Raw genomic sequence first — 19,747 nt, forward strand, 5'->3', positions numbered from 1 at the left:
CTCACTCAATCCCTTCGTCGAGTTCCCCGAGTTCCTCGTCGAGGATGCGGCGCAGGTTCTCCGCGTCGGCCTCGTCCAGGTCCGGTGTGCGAGACCTGTGCGGGGCCGCCGCCGGGGCTGCGGACGGCGGTGGCGCGAGCCGGGCAAGGAGGTAGCCGGCCATGTCGCCCAGCGACGGATGGTCGAAGACGGCCGATGCCGGCACCGGCAACGCCAGGTCCTGCTGGATCCGCTGGCGGAACTCGATGAGCAGCAGCGAGTCCACCCCGACCTCGGCGAACTGCGTCCGGTCGTCGAGCGGCGCCCGCGCCGGCAACCCGGTGAGGCGGCGGACCACACCCGCCAGGTAGTCCGTCATCGCCGCCGGGGTGCGGGGCCGGTCGGTGGGTGCGGCCGGCGACGCGGCGCTCTGCCTGTCCGGCGCCGCCGGATCCCGGTTGGGATCGACGATGACGGTGGCCGGCGCGGCGGTGCCGGCGGTGATCAACCGGTGCAGGATGTCGGCGCCGGTGTCCGGGTCGATCTTGCGGACGCCCGCCAGGTCCGCGGCCATGCCGGCGTCGGCCCACGGCCCCCAGGCGATCGAGAGTCCGGGCAGGCCGTCCGCCCGGCGCTGGGCGATCAGGCCGTCGAGGTACGCGTTCGCCGCGCCGTATGCGCCCTGGCCGCCGCGTTCCTCGACGGCGGTCACCGACGAGAAGGCCACGAAGAACGACGGGCGGTGTTCCCGGGCGACCCGGTCGAGCAGGGCTCCGCCGTACACCTTGGGCCGCAGGACCGTGGCGAACCGCTCGGCGGTCTGGCCGAGCAGTACGCCATCCTCGAGGGCGCCGGCCGCGTGGACGACCCCGTCCAGCGTGCCGGTGCGCGCGACGGCGCGCCGGACGTCCGCCTCCACGGCGACGTCGCCCTGCACGACCTCCACCTCGACGTCGCGGTCGCGCAGCGCCTCGATCGCCGTGGCCGCTTGCCCGGTGGGCGCGCTGCGTCCCATCAGGACGAGCCGGCGCACCCCCGCGTCCGCGAGCATCCGGGCCGCCCGCAGGCCGAGGGCACCGGCGCCGCCGGTCACCAGGACACCCGCGGCTGCCGGCAGGTCGACCGGTGCCGGCGGCACGAGTACGAGCTTGCCGGTGTGCCGGGCGCGTTGCATGTACCGATACGCCTCGGCCGCGTCCGTCATCGGGAAGGCACGCAGGGGAAGCGGCCTGAGCTCGCCCGTGGCGAACCGGGGAAGGAGGGCGGCGAACAGCTCGGCGACCAGGTCCCGGTTTTGCTCGGCGACGTCACCGAAGTCGAAGCGGTGGTACCGCACGCCGGGACGGAACTGCCGGGCCTGTTCCGCGGTCCAGACGCCCACCCGGCCCAGCTCGATGAACCGGCCACCGTCCGCCACGGCGCGCATGCCCGCCTCGATGCTGTCGCCGTTGAGGCTGTTGAGCACCACGTCCACGCCGCGCCCGCCGGTGATGTCGTGCACGCGGTCGGCGAACTCGGTGCTCCGGGAATCGAGCACGTGGTCGACGCCGAGCCGCCGCAGGACGTCGTGCTTCGGCGCGCTCGCCGTGCCGAACACCTCCGCGCCCGCGGCCTTGGCGAGTGCGACAGCGGCCTGCCCGACACCGCCCGCCGCGGAGTGGATCAACACCCGGTCCCCCGCACGCAGGGTCGCCAGGCGGTTCAGGGCGTACTCGGCGGTGAGGAACGCGAGCGGCAGCGTCGCACCCTGGGCATGGCTCATGCCGGCGGGCAACGCCGCGGTGTGCTCCGCCCGGACGTTCACGTGGGTGGCGAAGGCGTGCTCCGTGTACGCGATGACGTCGTCGCCGACGGCCCGGTCCGTGACCCCGGGCCCCACCGCCACCACGACCCCCGCGCACTCGAAGCCGAGCGGGACGGCATCGGCCCGGGTGATGCCCAGGTCGTCGGCGTAGTGCTCGGCAAGCATGCCCAGGGAGATCAGTACGTCGCGGAAGTTCATCCCCGCCGCCCTCACCTCGATCTCCACCTCGCCGTGCGCGGGGGCCGAGCGAACGAGCGGCACCATCGCCAGTGCGTCGGGAGTGCCGTACTCGGTGAGAACCAGCCTCGCCGGCTCGGGTCGCACGGGCGGGTACGTCGGGGTGAACGCCTCCCGGTAGGCCTGGCCGCCCCGGATCATCAGCCGGTCGCCGGAGCCCGGGTCGGCGATCCGCGCCGCCACCTCGGCCAGGTCACCCTCGTCAGCGACGTCGACGACGCGGCAGCGCAGATCGGGATACTCCGCAGAGACCGTACGCGCGAAGGCCCACACCGCCGTCTGCGACGGCGTTACCGCGGACGCATCCGCGGACTGCGCGCCGCGGGTCAGCAGCGTCACCGCGGGCGGCGTGACGCGGTCGCCCACCCGGCGCGCGTGCCGCAGAAGCACGTCCAGGAACCGCGTGGTCGTGGCGGCGTCGTCGCCCACCGGCTCGAACGCGACCACGACACGGGTGGCCGCGCCGAGATCCTCGTCGAGATCCCGCCGGGCACACCCGAGGACATCGGCGACCGTCGTGGCCCACGGCGTGTCGTCGGCGAGCAGCACGAGGTGCTCCGGTCCGGCGGCGTGCGCGGCCGGCGGGTCGGCCGGCTGCCACACCTGGCGGGCGAACCATGCGGGTTCCGGTCCGTGCCCGGCGAACGCGTCACGGTCGACGGCGCGGTCCTGGAATCCGTCCAGGACGCCGACCGGCTCGCCGTCCGGGGTGAGGATCGCGAAGTGCCACGCGCCGTCGCTGCCCCGCCGGCCGTACACGTGCCGCGCCCGGTGCAGGGCGGATCCGTCGAGGCTGAGCCGGCTGAGCGCGAAGGGCAGCCGGGCCGACCTGTCCTCGGCGGATCGGACCGCCTCGGCGAGCTGGAAACAGGCGTCCAGGAGTCCCGGGTGCACGCTGTCGGGGTTCGGCGCCGGCGGCTGCGGCGGTGGCGCCAGGTCGGCGAGAACCTCGTCGGCACCGGCCTGCACCGCCGTGAGCCACCGGAACGCCGGCCCGAGGTCGACGCCGCCCGCGGCAAGACGCTCGTACAGGGCGGCGGGGTCGACGGCGTGGTCGAGCCGGGCCCGGATCGCGGCCTGATCGAGCTGGTCGCCCAGCGCCGCGTCACCGGTGCGCACCTGGCCGACGGCATGGGTGACGCGTCCGCTGCCGGTGACGGTCTCCAGGGTGCATTCCCGCTCGGGACCGGCGCCGTGCAGCCGGGCCTGGATCCGTACGGTGCCCTGCGCGGGCACGACGAGCGGGGCCGGAAAGACCATGTCGACGAGCTCGACGTGCCCGCTGCCGGCCCCGGCGCGGGCCGCATCGAGGAGAACGGCCAGATGGAACGCGGCCGGAGCCACGACGTCGCCGTGGATCCGGTGCTCCGCCAGCGCCGCGGTCGCGGGTGTGAGCAGGGCCTGAGCCACGAGCGCGCCGTCCCCGGTGTCCTCGACGAGATCGGTGAACACCCCGCTCCGCGCCCGGGTGACCGGCGGTGGCTCGGGTAGCCAGTACCGTTCCCGCTCGAACGGGTAGGACGGCGCGCCGACACGGACGGTGTCGTGGTCGCCCTCGAACGCACGCCAGTCGACGTCGATGCCGCGCTCGTAGCATTCGGCCAGACCCGCGGCGAGCGTCGCCCATTCCTGCCCGGGCCGCACGCTCGGCACGAACGCCACGTCCGCCCGATCGGCGAGGCAGTCCCGCGCGAACCCCAGCAGAACCGGCTTCGGACCGATCTCGACGAGGACGTCGGCGCCGGCATCCGCGGCGTGCCGGATCCCGTCGGCGAACCGGACCGGGCTCAGCAGGTGGTCGACCCAGTACTCCGGCCGCGTGACGAGCTCCGGGTCGGCGACGCCGTGGACGTTCGAGACGACCGGGATCTGCGGTCGTCGCAGGCGGACCTGGCCGACGACACCGGCGAACGCCGCGGCGGCCTCGTCCATCAGCGGCGAGTGGAAAGCGTTCGACACCGACAGTCGGCGCGCCCGTACCCCGTCCGCCCGCAGCCGGGCCTCGGCTTCACCGATCTGGTCCTGCGGGCCGGAGAGCACCGTCTCGTGCGGGCTGTTCACCGCGGCCACGGCGGTCCGGTCGAGGTCCGCGATGACGGCGGCCGCGGTCTTCTCGTCCGCGGCGACGGCCGTCATCACGCCGTCACCCGGCCCGCGGTCCATGAGCCGGCCGCGGGCGACGACCAGGCTCAGCGCGTCGGCCACCTCGATCGCGCCGGCCACACAGGCGGCGGTGAGCTCGCCGACGCTGTGGCCGATCAGGATCGCCGGTGAGACGCCCCACGACTGCCACAGGCGGGCCAGCCCGAGCCCGAGGACGAAGAGGGCGGGCTGCGTCCAACTGGTACGCGACAAGTCCCCGCCGGCACCCTCGAACATGACCCCACGGATGTCGGCGCCGGTCAGCGCCTGGATCACGGGTACGCACTCGTCCACCGTCGCCCGGAACACCGGGGCGGTGGCGTAGAGTTCCGCCCCCATGCCGACCCACTGCGCTCCCTGGCCGGTGAACAGGAAAGCGACGGTCGGCTTCTGCGGCGTCGGCGACATCGCGGCGGCGCGGCGGTCGCCCAGACGCTCGAGGAGTTCGGTGGCCGTCCGGCCGGTGACCGCCGCGCGTACCGGCAGGTGGGCCCGGCCGGTGGCGGCGGTGAGACACAGCGCCGTGACGTCGGCGCCGGTCCGCAGCGCCTCGGCGTACCGGTCGAGCAGGACGCTCAGGGCGGCCGGCGTACGCGCCGACACGGGCAGCACGCGCACCGTACGCGGAGGTTCGGTGGTGGCCTCCCGGGCCGGGGGCGGGCCGAGCACGAGGTGGGCGTTGGTGCCGCTCATGCCGAACGAGCTGACACCCGCGTAGCGCCGCTCGCCGGGCCACGGCTGGGTGCTGGACGGGACCGAGAACGGCAGCGAGTCCCAGTCGATGTGCGGGTTCGGCGGATCGGCGTGCAGGCTGCGTGGGACGAGCCCGTGCGCGATGGCCAACACCGTCTTGATCACCGAGGCCGCGCCGGCCGCGCCCTCGGTGTGACCGATGTTCGACTTCACCGAGCCCAGCCAGACCGGTCCGGCGACGCCGCCGAACACCGAGGCGAGGGCGTCGACCTCGATGGGGTCGCCGAGCAGCGTGCCGGTGCCGTGCGCCTCGACGTAGCCGATCTCGTGGGGCTCGACACCGGCCCGGTGCAGGGCCTCGCCCACCAGGGCCGCCTGGGCGGCTCCGTTCGGCGCGGTCAGGCCGCTGGCGGGGCCGTCGTGATTGACGGCGCTGCCGCGGATGACGGCGAGGACGGGGTCACGGTCGGCCAGGGCGTCGGACAGCCGCTTGAGGACGATCATCCCGCAACCCTCGCTGCGGCCGAAGCCGTCGGCGGCGGCGGAGAAGGTCTTGCACCGCCCGTCGGGCGCCAGCGCGCCGGTCCGGGCGAGGGCCAGCGTCGTCTCCGGCGCAAGCCGCAGATGCACCCCGCCCGCGAGTGCCACGTCACATTCGCCGGTGCGCAGCGCCGCGATCGCCTGGTGCATGGCCACGAGAGCGCTGGAACATCCGGTGTCGACCGCCAGGTTCGGCCCGTTGAGGCCGAGCGTGTGCGAGATCCGGCCGGAGGCGAAGCACGCGCCCGTCCCGGTGGCGTCGTACGGGTCCACGACGCCGCTGCGCTCGGTCAGCCGGTCGACCAGCTTGGCGTAGTCGTTCTCGGCGTATCCCACGTACACGCCCGTCCGGGAACCCCGCAGCAGCTGCGGCGACTGCCCGGCGTGCTCCAGCGCCGTCCAGCTGACCTCAAGCAGCATCCTGGCCTGGGGGTCGGTGCGGGCGGCCTCCCGGGGCGACATGCCGAAGAAGGCCGCGTCGAACTTGTCCACGTCGGCGACGAAGCCGCCCCGTCTGCTGTACATCTTCCCGGGCGCGGCCCGGTCCGGGTCGTAGAAGCGGTCGACGTCCCACCGGTCGGCGGGGATCTCGTCGATGGCGTCCATCCCGTCCAGGAGCAGCCGCCAGTACGCGTCGAGATCCGGCGCCCCGGGGAACCGGCATGCCATCCCGACCACGGCGATCGGCTCGTCCGCCCGCTGCAGGCGGCGTTCGAGCGAGTCGATGACCGCGACGGATCGTCGCAGCGCCTCACGGAGTTCAGCCTCGGTCACGTCTTCCTCCCCCGGCGCGGATCTGCGGTGCGTGCTGGAGCCCTGTCATCACATGTCCTTGATCGCGCGGTAGCCGCGGTCCACCCGGGCGAGCATCGCGGCCAGCTCGTCGTCGCCCTCCGGGGCGGCTGCACTCGGTGGCGCGGGCGACGCGGTGCGCGGCGGCACCGCATCGTCCAGGCCCAGGTCCGCCCGCAACCGCGCGACGAGCCGTTCGACGGTCGGGAACGTGAAGGCCACGGTGGACGGCAGCCGCACGCCCAGCTCCGCCTGCAGCCGGGTACGCAGCTCGAGGATCGTGAGCGAGTCGAAGCCCATGTCGAAGAAGCCCTCGTGGTCGTCCACCGGCCCACTGAGGCGCAGGACGTCGCGCACGGCGTCCACCACGTGTTCGCGCAGAGCGGCGGTGTCCGCAACGCGCGTCGCCGCGGGTTTCGCCTCCGCGGCGGCCACCACGCCGGCCACGGCGTCGAACATCCCGGGCGGGCAGAGATCGGCGAGCGCGTCGCGGAACCGCGACCAGTCGGCCGGCGCCACCACCACTCGCGCCGGCACGTCCGGGTCCGGGGTGGCCAGCAAGGCCAGTAGCGTGGCGGTCCCGGCGGCCGGATCGATCATCCGCAGGCCCATCGCCTCGTGCATCGCGGCTTCCCCGGCGGCCATCCCCGGCCCCGCCCAGGGACCCCACGCCACCGAGATCGCGGGCAGGCCCTCCGCGCGACGGCGGGCCATCAGGCCGTCGAGGTATGCGTTCGCGGCACCGTACGCGCCCGACCCGCGCGTCGGCGCCACCGCGGCGAGCGACGAGTAGGCCACGAAGAACTGCGGCCGGAGTGGGCGGCTCAGCTGATCCAGCAGGTGGCCACCGTTCACCTTCGCCCGCAGCGCCGCGGCGAAGCGCTCCGGCGTCTGTTCCTCGAGGGGTCCGTCGTCCAGCACACCGGCGGCGTGCACGACACCGGCGAGCGGGGTGGCCTCGTCGATGGCGCGACGGACGTCCTGCTCCACCGTGACGTCGCCACGGACCAGCCGCACGTCCGCCCCGCCGTCCCGGAGCCGGTCGATGACCACCCGCGCGGCGTCCGAGGGTTCGCCGCGGCCCAACAGGACCAGGTGGCGTACGCCGGCGGCGGCGATGTCCTGCGCCAGGCGCAGGCCGAGCGCGCCGAGGCCGCCGGTGATGAGCACGGCTCCGGGAGCCGGTTGCCAGGACCGGTCGGCGGACATCGGCATCGGCGCCAGGACCGGCGTCAGCCGGCGTACCCCGTCCAGGCGGACGAACCGGTGCCCCGCCGCGGCGGTGAGCTCGGCCGTGAGCAGGTCCGGACGGACGACATCGGCCACGTCGACAGCGAGGCAGTCGAGGGACGGGTACTCGGCCTGCACGGTGCGGATCAGGCCCCAGAGCGCGCTCTGACCGGGATCAGGCGCGTCGCCGGCCGCGTCGCGCGTCACCAGGACCAGCCGGGGTGGTGCCGCTCGCGAGGCGAGGTCGCGGGCGAGCGACAGCAGTTCGGTACAGACGGCGGCCGTCCGCTGTGGATCCCCGCGGGTGACCGGAGCGGCGTAGACGACGTCGGTGGCCTGGGTGTCCGGCTCCAGCCCCCCGACGCGGCACGGCAGGGTCAGCTCACCGGCCAGCCGTTCGGCGTCCGGCCCCACCACGAGCGCGTCGAACCCGCGCGGCTGCGCGGCCGGCCGCGGCTGCTCGTGCAGGGCGACCTGGACCACCTCGAGCGGGCGTGCCCGGCGGTCCCGGACAGCGGCGTCGGTCAGCGCCCAGTGGCGTTCCCGCTGGAACGGGTACGTCGGCGCGGCCACGAACCGCCGGCCGATGCCATGATCCTTGGTGACCGCGGCCCAATCGATGTCGACGCCGCTCTCGTAGAGCCCGGCCAGGCTGTCCAGCAGCGTCTCCCGTTCCCGGCCACCGCGCAGGCTCGGCAGCCGCCGGGCGTCCTCCCAGTCCTGGCCGGCGATGCCCAGCAGCACGGGTTCGGGGCCCAGCTCGACCAGCGTGTCCACCCCCGCCTCGCGCAGTGTCTGCACGCCACGGTGGAACAGCACGGGGTTCATGGCGTGCTCGCGCCAGTAGTCGGCGTCGACCGTCGTGATGACCGTTCCCGTGAGGTTCGAGACGAGCGGGATCTCGGCCGTGCCGTACGTGAGGCGGCGCGCGAACTCGGTGAACGGCTCGGCGAAGTCCGCGAGCAGCGGGGAGTGGAAGGCGTGCGACACGGTGAGGCGCCGGTGTGCCACGCCCTGGGCGGTCAGCGCGTCGAGCACCGGCCGCAGTTCGGCCTCGTCGCCCGCCAGCACGGTGCTCTCCGTACCGTTGACCGCCGCGACGGCCGACCGGGTCGACCCGGCCATGAGCGGCTCGACCTGCGCGACGCCGCACCGGACGGCGACCATCACCCCGGGCGGGCACTGCTGCATGAGCCGGGCGCGCTCGGCCACGAGCCGCAGAGCGTCGGACAGTGTGAGGACTCCGGCCACGCAGGCGGCCGTGTACTCCCCGACGCTGTGGCCCAGGACGTAGTCGGGCCGTACGCCCCATGCCCGCCACTGTCGGGCGAGCGCGTAGCCGACGGCGACGAGCGCAGGCTGGGTGAAGCGGGTCTCGTGGATGCGCTCGCCGGAGTCGAAGAGCAACTCCGTCAGCGGCACCGGGAGAGCCGGGCCGAGGATCTCGGCGCATTCCTCGATGGCGGCCCGGAACACCGGCTCGGTCCGGAACAGCTCGGCGGTCATGCCGGGTCGTTGCGAGCCCTGGCCCGTGAACAGGAACGCCACCTTGGGCCGGTGCCCGGCCGGGCCGGACGGGCCGGGCCGCCGCAGGGCCGCGGTGAGGTCCTCGACGGTCGCTCCGACGGCGCATCGGCGCCAGGGGAGGTGGCTGCGGCCGACGGCGGCGGTCAGCGCGAGCGCGACCGGATCCGCCGCTGTCCGCAGCTGCCGCTGGTAGGCATCCGCCAGCTCGGCGAGCGCGGCCGAGTCGCGCGCCGACAGCGGGAGGAGCATCGGGCCGGCGGCGGGCTCGGCGCTCGGCTCAGCGGCGGCCGGGTCCGCCGACGGCTCGGCGACGACCAGGTGGGCGTTCGTGCCGCTGAAGCCGAAGGAGCTCACGCCCGCGATCCGGCGGCCCCCGTCCGGCCACGGCTCACCGGAGGACGGCACGCGGATCGGGATGTCGTCCCAGTCGATGCGCGGGTTCAGCTCGGTCACCTGCGGCGTCGGCGGTATCACCCGGTGCTGCAACATCAGCAGCACCTTGAGCAGACCGGCGATGCCGGCGGCGGCCTCGGCGTGACCGATGTTGGACTTCACCGAGCCGATCCGCAGGTGGTCGCGGCGATCGGCGAAGACCGCACCGAGGGCGTTGACCTCGATCGGGTCGCCGAGGGCGGTGCCGGTGCCGTGCGCCTCCACGTATCCCACGGCGTCGGGCTGCACCCCGGCGTCGCGCAGCGCGGCGCGGATCACCTCCTGCTGGGCGGGGCCGTGCGGCACGGTGAGACCGCTGCTGCGGCCGTCCTGGTTGACGGCGCTGCCGAGGATGAGCCCGAGGACCCGTTCGTGCGGGCCGACGTCGGACGCCCGCTTGAGCACCACGAAACCCCCGCCCTCGGCGCGTACGTAGCCGTCGGCGGCCGCGTCGAACGGACGGCAGCGTCCGGTGGGCGACAGCATGCCGGCCTTGGTGAGGCTGCGGCTCTCGTGCGGAGTGACCATCCGGTTGACGCCGCCGGCCAGGGCCAGGTCGCACGTGCCGTCACGCAGGTGCCGAACCGCCAGGTCCACCGAGACGAGCGAGGACGAGCACGCCGTGTCGATCGACATGGCCGGTCCCCGGGTGCCGAAGAAGTACGCGAGCCGCCCGCTCGCCGTGCTGGGCGTGGCGCCGGAGGAGAAGTACCCGTCGATCCCCTCCTCGTGGGTCATGCCCTCGCGGTAGTCGATGTTGCTGATGCCGACGAAGACACCGGTCGGCCTCGGAACCGAGCGCCCGGGGATGCCCGCATCCTCGAACGCCTCCCAGGCCAGTTCCAGCATCAGCCGCTGCTGCGGATCGAGCGTGACGGCCTCCCGGCCGGAAATCCCGAAGAACCGGGCATCGAACTCGCGCAGGTTCCCGACGAAGCCGCCGACGTCGACGAAGGTGCCGTCCACGGGCCAGCGGCCGTCGGTCACCGGGCCCAGGGCGCACGTTCCGCCGGTGAGCACGTCCCAGTACGCCGCCGGGTCCGGCGCACCCGGCAGCCGGCACGCCATGCCCACCACGGCGATCGGCTCGTGGCTCCGGGCCGCCGCGGTCTCCAGTTCGTCGATCCGGGCGAGCGCCTTGCGCAGCAGCGGACCGTAGTCGACGCTCATCGGGTCTCGAGCCTCTTCGCCAGCAATGCGGCCACCTCGTCGATCGACTGTTCCTCCGGCGCCGTCTCGTCGGACGGTCCGCCGGTCGGCAGGTTGAGGACCATGAGCAGGTGCTCGGCGAGCCCCGCCACGGTCGGATGGTCGAACACCGCGGTCTGGCCGAGCCGGACGCCGAACGCGCTCTGCAGCCGGTTGCGCAGTTCCAGCGAGGCGAGGGAGTCCATGCCGAGGGAGAAGAACCCGGCGTCGGGTTCCAGGCGTGGCACTCCGAGCACGTCCGCGGCGATCTCGTGGACGTACTCCTCCGCGAGTTCGCGCCGATGATCGGGGGTCGCTTCCCGCAGCCGGTCCTGGAGGGCGCCGGTGCGGGGCTGGTCCACCGGATCGGCCGGCAGCAGATCACGCACCGGACCCGGTGGCGTGGCGTGGTGCGCGGCGTATCGGGGCCAGGTGTGTGGCAGGACGGCCACGACGCCGCCGTCCGGCGGTGCGCCCAGGATGGCCCGCAACGCCGCGGTCGCCTCGCTCACCGGCAGCGTCCCCTCACCGAGCCGGTCGAGGCGTTCCTCGATGCCGGCCCGGGCGGTCATGCCCGTCTCCGCCCACGATCCCCATTGGATGGAGACCGCGGGCAGGCCGGCGGCGCGCCGGGCCGCGGCGAGGCCGTCGAGGTACGTGTTGGCGGCGGCGTAGTTGCCCTGGCCGGCCGTGCCGAGCAGGCCGGACGACGAGGAGAACAACACGAAGTGCGACAGCGGCAGGTGTGCGGTGGCGTGGTGGAGGGCGAAGGCGCCCCCCGCCTTCGGCGCCCAGGCGTCGTCGAAGCGTTCGGCGGTCTGTGACTCCAGGAGACCGTCCGCGAGCGTGCCGGCGAGGTGGTGCACCCCGGCCAGCCTCGGCATGTCCCGCTCGATGCCGGCCACGAGCGCCGCCACCTGCTCCGGATCGCTGACGTCCGCGGTGAACGTACGCACCTGTGCGCCGGCGTCGGCGAGGGCGGCGAGCCGGTCCCGCGCGTGCTCGCCGGGCTTCGTCCGGCCCACGAGGGCGAGATGGCGGACACCGGCGGACACCAGCGTGGCGGCGACCTCCAGGCCCAGGCCGCCCAGCCCACCCGTGACCAGATGGGTGCCGTCGGGGCTGATCGTCACATCCCCGGGCTGATCGCCGTCCGGCCGCAGCCGCAGGACCCGGCGCCGGCCGTCGTGCAGAGCCACCTCGTCGGCGACGCGGGCCGCCGTCTCGGCGACGATCGCGTCCGGGTCCTCGCCGTGCGGCGGCAGATCGATGAGGGCCGGCAGGCTGTCCGGGCGCTCCTGGCCGAGCACCCGGGTCATACCCCAGAGCGCGGTCTGCGCCGGCCGCGGGGCAGTGCCCCATGCCTGACGGGTGAGGACCGTCACCGGCGGCTGGGACGGCAGCTCCAGCAGCGCCCGGAAGCAGTCCAGCAGGGACAGCGTCAGGTCCCGGGCCGAGCCGGCGTCCGGGCCCGGGTCGGGGCGTTCCGCCGGCCAGGCGAGCACCACGGCGTCCGGCTGCTCCCGGGCCACGGCGTCGGCCAGGCCGGAGACGTCGGCAACGACCCGGCAGCGGGCGCCCTGCCGCTCGGCCGCCTCCGCGACCGAGCGCGCGAGACCGGATCCGACAGCGATCCACGAACCTGCGGGCGGGCGCGCCGGCAGCGCCTGCTCGGCCCACACCGGCCGGTACAGGCGGCGACGCCATCGGGCGGCGTCGGAATCCCCGGCCATGGCCTCGGCGGTCGCCTGCCGCAGGAGCACGCCGGCCATGACCACCAGGACCCGCCCGGCGTCGTCGTAGAGGGTGATGTCCCCGACGAGCGTGCGGGGGTCGGGGTCGTCGGTGGGGCGCAGCTCGGCGTGGCACCAGGCGGTGCCGGCGGTGCCGGCCCGGTGCAGGGTGACCCGCTGTGCTCCCACCGGGATGTACGTGCGCTCGGCGAACGGCCGCGGGTACGTCACCGTGAGCGCGAGCAGGCACGCCTCCAGCAGGATCGGATGCACGGCGTGGAGATGGGCTGCGGAGGTCACCCGGGAGGGCAGCTCGATGCGGGACAGACACCCCGCTCCGTCACGCCACAGCGCCTGCGTGACCTGGAACCACTCGCCGAGGTCGATGCGCCGGCCACGTTCCCCCCGGTAGATCTCCTCGGGGGACACCGGCGCGGCGAACCTGCGGCGCAGCGAGTCCAGCGCGCCGGCGGGCGACGCCGAGCCGGCCGTGAGCGTGCCCGCGGCGTGCAGGGTCCACGGCCCCGCGCCGTCCGCGCGCCGGGAATGGATCTCCACGGCGTGGCCGTCCGCGGCCGGCTTCAGCACCACGTGCAGGTCGCGGACCTCGGTGTCGTCGGCGAAGCGCATCGCCTGGTGGATGAGGAAGTCGTCGAGGGCGGGCCGGAGCAGGCCGAGCTCCGCGGCGGCGGCGAACGCGAGGTCCTGGTACGCGACCCCGGGCATCACCACGCGCTGGAAGATGCGGTGCTGCGTCAGCCACCGCGGGTGGTCGGGGTCGACCTGGGAGGCGAACCGGATCTCGCTGCTGCCCGGCTGTTCCACCCGCTCGCCCAGGAAGACACCCGCGGAGCGGCCCGCCACGGCTCGTGGCGCGCGGCGGACGGGTTCGATCCAGTGCCGGGCCCGCTGCCACGGGTACGCGGGCAGCGCGACCCGCTCGCCCCGCGGCCCGTGCACCCCGGACCAGTCGACGCTCCGACCGTCCAGGTACAGCCGGCGCAGCGAGTCGAGTATCTGCTCGCGTTCCGCGCCTTCGCGCAGGGTCGGCACGACCAGGACGCCATCGCGGGCGGCGAACCGTACGAGGGTCGGCTTCGGCGACACTTCGATGATCGTGGTGACGGCGTGGTCCTCGATCGCGCTGTCCACGCACCCGGCGAAGTGGACGGTGTCGCGGGCGTGCCGCACCCAGTGCTCGGCGTCGAAGGACTTCACGGCCTGCCCGGTGCGGTTGGACAGCACGGGAATGCGGGGCACCTGATAGCTCACCCGCTCGGCCACCATCCGGAACTCGTCCAGAATCGGGTCCATCAGCGCCGAGTGGAAGGCGTGCGAGACCCGCAGCGCGCTGGAGCGCCAGTCGCGGCGGTCCGCCTCGGCGCGGACGCGGTCGATCGGCCCGGCGGCGCCGGACAGCACCACCGAGTCGTGGCCGTTGACGGCCGCCACGCTCACGTCTGCGCCGATCTGGTCGAGCAGCTCGGCGACGGCGCCGGGCGAGGCGAGCAGCGACAACATCGCCCCACCGTCGGGCAACGCGTCCATCAGGCGGCCCCGGGCCACCACGAGGCGCACGGCGTCCGGCAGGGACATGACGTCGGCCAGGCAGGCCGCAACGAACTCGCCCACGCTGTGACCCGTCACGACGTCCGGGTGGATGCCCCAGGACTGCCAGAGCCGGGCCAGTGCGTACTGCACGGCGAAGAGAGCGGGCTGCGCCCAGGCCGTACGGTTCAGGTCGCCGCCGACGCCGTCGAAGACCAGGCCGCGCAGGTCGACGCCGGTGATCTGCCGGACCTGTTCGGCGCACTCGTCGAGGACTGCCCGGAACACCGGGTACGTGGCGTACAGCTCCTTGCCCATGCCGACCCACTGGGAGCCCTGGCCCGCGAAGACGAAGGCCAGGGCACCTTCGGGTCGCGACGGGTGCACCGTCGAGCGTTCGAGGAGATCCGCCGCCTGCCTCGCATCGGTGGCGAGCACGGCAACACGGTGCGGATGATGGGTACGCCCGAGCGCCGCCGACCGCGCGACGCCGGCGAGATCGGCTCCGTCCGCGGCGAGCAGCGCGCGGTACCGGCTGACGAGCGCGGCGGCCGCCTCCGGGTCACGCGCGCTGATCGGCAGGAGCATCGGCCCGGCCGGCGCGGCACCGGCGGGGGACGCCGGTTCGCGCTCCGGTGCCTGGGTGAGGACGAGGTGGCTGTTGGTGCCACCCATGCCGTGCGAGCTGACGGCGGCCACGCGGCGCCGACCCGGCGGCCACGCCTCGGTGGTGGTCGGTACCCGCAGCGCGCCGGACGCGAAGTCGATCTCGGGGTTGGGCGTGCGGAAGTGCAGGCTCGCCGGGATCACCCCGTGGTGGACGGCGAGGGTGGCCTTGATCAGCCCGGCGATGCCGGCGGCCTCGTCGAGGTGCCCGATGTTGCTCTTCACCGAACCGACCGCGACGCTCCCGGGCGGCGAACCGCCCATCGCGCGCAGCGCCTGGTCGAGCCCGGCGACCTCGATCGGGTCGCCGAGCGGCGTGCCGGTGCCGTGCGCCTCGATGTAACCGAGTTCGCTCGCCCGGACCCCGGCGTCCGCCAGGGCGGCGGCCACCACCTCGGCCTGCCGCGCGGTGCTCGGCGCGGTGAAGCCGAGCTTGTCGATGCCGTCGTTGTTGACGGCGGAACCGGCCACGACCGCGTAGATCCGGTTGCCGTCGGCGACCGCGTCCGAGAGCCGCTTGAGCAGGACGACGCCGCAGCCGTTGCTGAAGATCGTGCCGGACGCGTCGGCGTCGAAGACCCGGCTGTGGCCGTCGCGCGAGCGGATCAGGCCGTCCTCGTACAGGTAGCCCGCGCCTTGCGGGACCACCACCGACACGCCACCGGCGAGGGCGAGGTCGCATTCGCCCGCGAGCAGGGCCTGGCGGGCGAGGTGGACCGCGACCAGCGAGCTGGAGCAGGCCGACTGCACGCTGATGCTGGGACCGCCGAGGTCGAGGCGGTACGAGACCCGCGTGGGCAGGTAGTTCCGGTCGTTGCCGAGCTTCACCATGAACTGCTGGGTGTCGGCCTCGGTGAACGGCCGGCCCTCCGCGTAGCCGAAATGCGGCACGAGGTTGTTCACCAGGTAGGTGCTGATGCTGCTGGAGGCGTACACCCCGGTACGCGAGCCGGCCGGCACCTCGCCCGCGTCCTCGAACGCGTCAACCGCGCACTCCAGGAGGATCCGGTGCTGCGGGTCCATCAGCGCGGCTTCCTTGGCGTTGATGCCGAAATACGCCGCGTCGAAGTACTCCGGATCTGCGATCGGCCCCGCCATCCGGACGAAGTCCGGGTCGGCGAGGAGCGCCGGGTCCTGAGACCCTGCGTCGTCGGCGGAGCACTCCACGATCGCGTCGACGCGGTCGCAGAGGTTGCGCCAGAACGTCTCCAGATCCGGTGCGGCGGGAAAGCGGCCGGCCATGCCGACGATGGCGACCCTGTCGTCCGCCGGGCGGCCGGGCCGGACGGGGACCGGCACGGTGCCGGCGACCGGGCCGTCCGCGCCGAGCCGCTGAGCCAGCGCCCGGATCGTCGGGCACTCGATCAGGTCGGTCGCGCCGACGCGCAGCCCCAGTTCGGTGGTCAGCCGCCGGCGAATGGTGATCAGCTGCGCCGACACCCCGCCGAGGTCGAAGAAGTTGTCGCGGACCCCGACGTCGTCGAGCCCCAGTTCCTCGCGCCAGATCGCGGCGATCCGGCGCTCCAGCTCACTCCGCGGCGGTGCCTCGGTCATCGGCGTCGCGCGGATCAGCCGCTGCGGTGGCCGCAGACGGGCGCGTGCCGTCTTGCCGCTGGACGTGAGCGGTAGCTCGCTCTCCACCGCGAACCCGTACGGGCGCACCGCCATGGGCAGCCGCGCGGCGACGATTCCGGGCACCTCGCGCAGCACGTCGTCCGCGACGGCCTCGTCCCGCACGACGACGTGCACGACCAGCCGCGGCCGGCCGTCGATCTCGTGCAGCGCCGCGGCGGCCTCGCGGACGCCGGGGTGGGCGCAGGCGGCCGCCTCGATCTCCGCCGGCTCGATCCGGACGCCGTTGACCTTCAGCTGGGCGTCGACGCGGCCCCGGTGCTCCAGCCCCGCGTCGGTGAGTCGGGCCAGGTCGCCGGTGCGGTACCACCGCCCGGACAGCCCGGCCGGGGTGGTGAACCGCTCGGCGGTGAGCGCCGGCTGGTTGCGGTATCCCGGCGCGACGCCGGCTCCGCCGACGTACAGCTCACCGGGCTCCCCGGCGGGAACCGGCAGTCCCTGCTCGTCGAGCAGCGCGACCGCGACGTTGTCGATGGGCCATCCGATCGGCGCGATCAGCGGCCACCGGGTGACGTCGCCGGGCAGCGTCGCGACGGTCGCGTCCTGGAACTCGGTGGCGCCGTAGTGGTTGTGCAGCCGCACGCCGGTCCGGGCGGCGAGGACGCGCATCGGCTCGGTCAGCCGAAGCTGCTCGCCGGTGGTGACGATGTGCCGCAGCCCGGGCGGCTCGGGCAGCTGCGCGGCGGCCTCGGCGAACTGCACCAGCGCGGGTACGGCGAGGAAGACCCGCTCGATCCGCTGCTCGACGGCGAAGGAGGCCAGGGCGTACGGATCGCGCCGGCAGGCGTCGTCGGCGACGACCAGCGTGCCGCCGAGGCACAGCGCGGAGTAGATCTCATGGAAGGAGAAGTCGAAGCTGACGGCACATGCCTGCAGGGTCCGGGACCGGTGCGGCCCGGGCCGGGCACGTTCGTGCCACCGGAGCATGTTGACCAGCGAGCGGTGCGGCATCGCCACACCCTTGGGCCGTCCCGTCGATCCCGACGTGTAGAGCAGGTACGCGGCCGCGTCCGGATCGTCGTGGCCGGACACGTCCGTGCCGTCGTCCGGCGTCCGCCAGGAGGCGTCGAGGCGGTGCACGCCGCCCGGGATCAGCACGGAGTCCAGGCCTTCGGGCTGCTGATCGTCGTCCCCTACCAGCAGGAGCGCCGGCTCGGCGTCGGTGAGCAGGTGCCGGTGTCGCTCCACCGGGTCGGCCGGATCGAGCGGCAGGTAACAGGCGCCGGCTGCCATGATCCCCAGCTCGGCCGCGAACAGCGCGGCTCCGCGCGGCATCCGGACGGCGACGACATCGCCGGGGCCGACGTTGCGCTGGCGCAACCGGCCGGTGACCGCGGCGGCGAAGCGGCGGAGGTCCGTGTAGCTGGTCTCGCCGGTGGCGTCGACGACCGCGACGTCCTCGGCGTACCGCTCGGCGACATCCGCGAACATCCCGTGCACGGTGCTGCCGGTGACGTCCGTCACCGGTCCACTCAGGACGTCGTTGCGGTTCATTGCCTCGCTCATGGTCCTACCCCCGTTCGTGCCGAGCGCTCACTGATCGTTCCTGGACTGTCAGTGGGTGGGGTCCGGGTCGTACCACCGCACCGGCGGGTCTCCGGCACGCAGCGGGAGAAGGAAACGGTTGATCTCGCGGTCGGCCAGTTCGTACTCCTGGAAGGCCTCCCGGAATCGCTCCCGGATGGCGGCGGCCCGCGGACGGTAGTCGGTCATGCTGAGCTGCCGCAAAATGGCCTTCTCCGGCTGCAGCATGAACAACATCCATCCTTGTACGCCGTGCGTGTACCGGGAGTGGTCGTGCGGATAGCAGGGCGCGAAGACGCTGACGAAGCACTCCTCGCCCGCCAGCACCAGGTACCAGTTCGGATCCGTGACGGTGGCGACGTCGAGACCCGCCGGTGCCGCACTGGTCAGGGTGCGGATGAGGTAGTCGATGAAGGATCGGAACAGTCGGCCGAGGTCCTCGATGGACTCGCCGAAGACGTCGGTGGGGAAGGCGAAGACGAAGCCGTCGAGGACATCGCCGTCGAGCACCCGGACGAAGCGACGGATCCACGGCACGGCGGCGTCCATGTTCTGCTCGAACGACAGCGCACGGTCGTACGTCGGCGCACCCCACAGGATCGACTTCTGCGCGAAGGGGCAATACGTCTGATCCTGGACGAGACGGATGAGCCGGACCGGGTCCGCACAGGACGGATCGAATTCCACCGTGACATCCCCGACCGGCCGCCGCGCCGCATGCAGCCGCGTCGTCAGGCGGCTGACCAGATCATCGGCGGAGTCGAAGCCGGCACAGGCTGCGAGGATCAGTTCCGGCAGGGCGGTGTGCAGCCCGGTGATGCCCGGCTCCGTGCCGGGCGACATGTCAGAGTGGTAGTACGCCACCGTCCGCGTGACCGTCCGCGCCGCGCGCTGAACCCGGTCGAGAAGATCGGCGGTCGGGTCGGGGCCGGTCGCCGGGGCCACCGCATCCGACAGATCCACGCTTCTCGACGCGTCGGTCAGTGCGTGCTGGAGCACACAGCCGTGGTGATTCGCCAGGCAGAAGGCGATAGCGATGATCTCGGTGAGGGCGTCCCGGCGGGACTGGGCGTCCGCGGCGGCGACGCACGCCTGCACCTGCTCGGCCAGGTGGTCACCGGGCGCGCCGGTGTCGAGGACCATGCGGCGGAACGCATCTTGAAGACGCTGGACGTGCAACTTCAACGATTACTCCTTCGCTATGAGATCTCGGCGGCGGCACGCCGATGCGGTGCTGTGTCGGCGTCAGCGCAGGAACATGCCCCTGAGCCGCAGGCGGGCCACGTGCAACGCGCCCACGGCCAGGACGGCGAGATAGGCCACGTGCAGCAGAGCGCTCAGGGCGGGCGTACCCAGGAAGAACATCCGCGCCAGCTCGACGCCGTGGTACAGCGGCGACAGGTGCACCAGGAACTGCAGCGGCGCCGGGTAGCTGGACAGCGGGAAGAACGTGGCCGAGAACAGGAACATCGCGGTCGAGGCCAGGGTCACGTACTCCAGTTGGGCGTTGGAACGCAGCGCGGTGGCGCAGGCCATGCCCAGCGTGGCGAACACGAAGGAGACCAGCAACCCCACCGGGATCAGCAGGAGTGCCCAGGGCGTCGTCACCAGGCCCAGGGCGGCCAGCACACCGAGGAACAGCGTGCCGTAGAAACCGCCGCGCAGGACGGCCCAGCCGACTTCTCCGACGGCGATGTCGAGCGGGCCGATCGGCGTGGTGAGCATCGCCTCGTACAACTTGTCGTAGCGCAGCTTGAAGTAGATGCTCAGCGTCTCCGAGATCGCCCCGTTCATCGCGGAGGCCGCCAGCAGCGCCGGCGCGACGAAGTTCACGTAGGACACCACGGTGCCGTCGGCCAGCGTCACCGTCGGCACCAGCGAGCGGAAGCCCACCGCGACCGCGAGCAGGTAGAACAGGGGTTCAACGACACCGGAGATCAGGATGGGCCAGGCCCGCAGGTACAGGCGGGCCGAGCGCTCGACGATGACCCGGGCGAGGCCCCAGTACTCGTCGGCGGGCAAGATCCATCCCAGCGCCCCCTGCGTTCGGGGCGGAACCCCCGGCCGCGTCGAGGTCGTC

General features: G+C 73.6%; 5 protein-coding genes. All 5 read right to left on the minus strand.

Annotated elements, in window-relative coordinates; translation table 11 throughout:
• Nucleotide 1: 1 nt before the first annotated feature.
• The 5 genes from ACMCNO_RS33690 to ACMCNO_RS33710 are packed head-to-tail and all read right to left on the minus strand — an operon-like array spanning nt 2 to nt 19,689.
• On the minus strand, nt 2–6,169 hold the full coding sequence (locus tag ACMCNO_RS33690) for a type I polyketide synthase (RefSeq protein ID WP_412753437.1): 6,168 nt from the start codon (nt 6,167–6,169) through the stop codon (nt 2–4).
• A gap of 48 nt (nt 6,170–6,217) precedes the next feature.
• The gene (locus ACMCNO_RS33695; RefSeq protein ID WP_412753438.1) at nt 6,218–10,546 is read right to left on the minus strand and encodes a type I polyketide synthase; all 4,329 of its coding nucleotides are present in this window, start codon (nt 10,544–10,546) and stop codon (nt 6,218–6,220) included.
• The gene (locus tag ACMCNO_RS33700; RefSeq protein WP_412753439.1) at nt 10,543–17,649 is read right to left on the minus strand and encodes an amino acid adenylation domain-containing protein; all 7,107 of its coding nucleotides are present in this window, start codon (nt 17,647–17,649) and stop codon (nt 10,543–10,545) included. The genes ACMCNO_RS33695 and ACMCNO_RS33700 overlap by 4 nt, the downstream gene beginning before the upstream one ends.
• Before the next feature lie 48 nt (nt 17,650–17,697).
• The gene (locus tag ACMCNO_RS33705) at nt 17,698–18,852 is read right to left on the minus strand and encodes a YqcI/YcgG family protein (RefSeq protein WP_412753440.1); all 1,155 of its coding nucleotides are present in this window, start codon (nt 18,850–18,852) and stop codon (nt 17,698–17,700) included.
• Nucleotides 18,853–18,912: 60 nt separating this feature from the next.
• Nucleotides 18,913–19,689: an ABC transporter permease gene (locus tag ACMCNO_RS33710; protein WP_412753441.1), complete on the minus strand. Its 777-nt coding sequence runs from the start codon at nt 19,687–19,689 to the stop codon at nt 18,913–18,915.
• Between the last annotated feature and the right edge of the window lie 58 nt (nt 19,690–19,747).

It is taken from the genome of Krasilnikovia sp. M28-CT-15, from assembly GCF_047159595.1.
Taxonomy (GTDB): Bacteria; Actinomycetota; Actinomycetes; order Mycobacteriales; family Micromonosporaceae; genus Actinoplanes.

Coding starts and splice junctions, on each gene's coding strand:
- ACMCNO_RS33695 (WP_412753438.1), bottom strand. CDS start 10,546: ATGAGCGTCGACTACGGTCCGCTGCTGCGCAAGGCGCTCGCCCGGATC.
- ACMCNO_RS33700 (WP_412753439.1), bottom strand. CDS start 17,649: ATGAGCGAGGCAATGAACCGCAACGACGTCCTGAGTGGACCGGTGACG.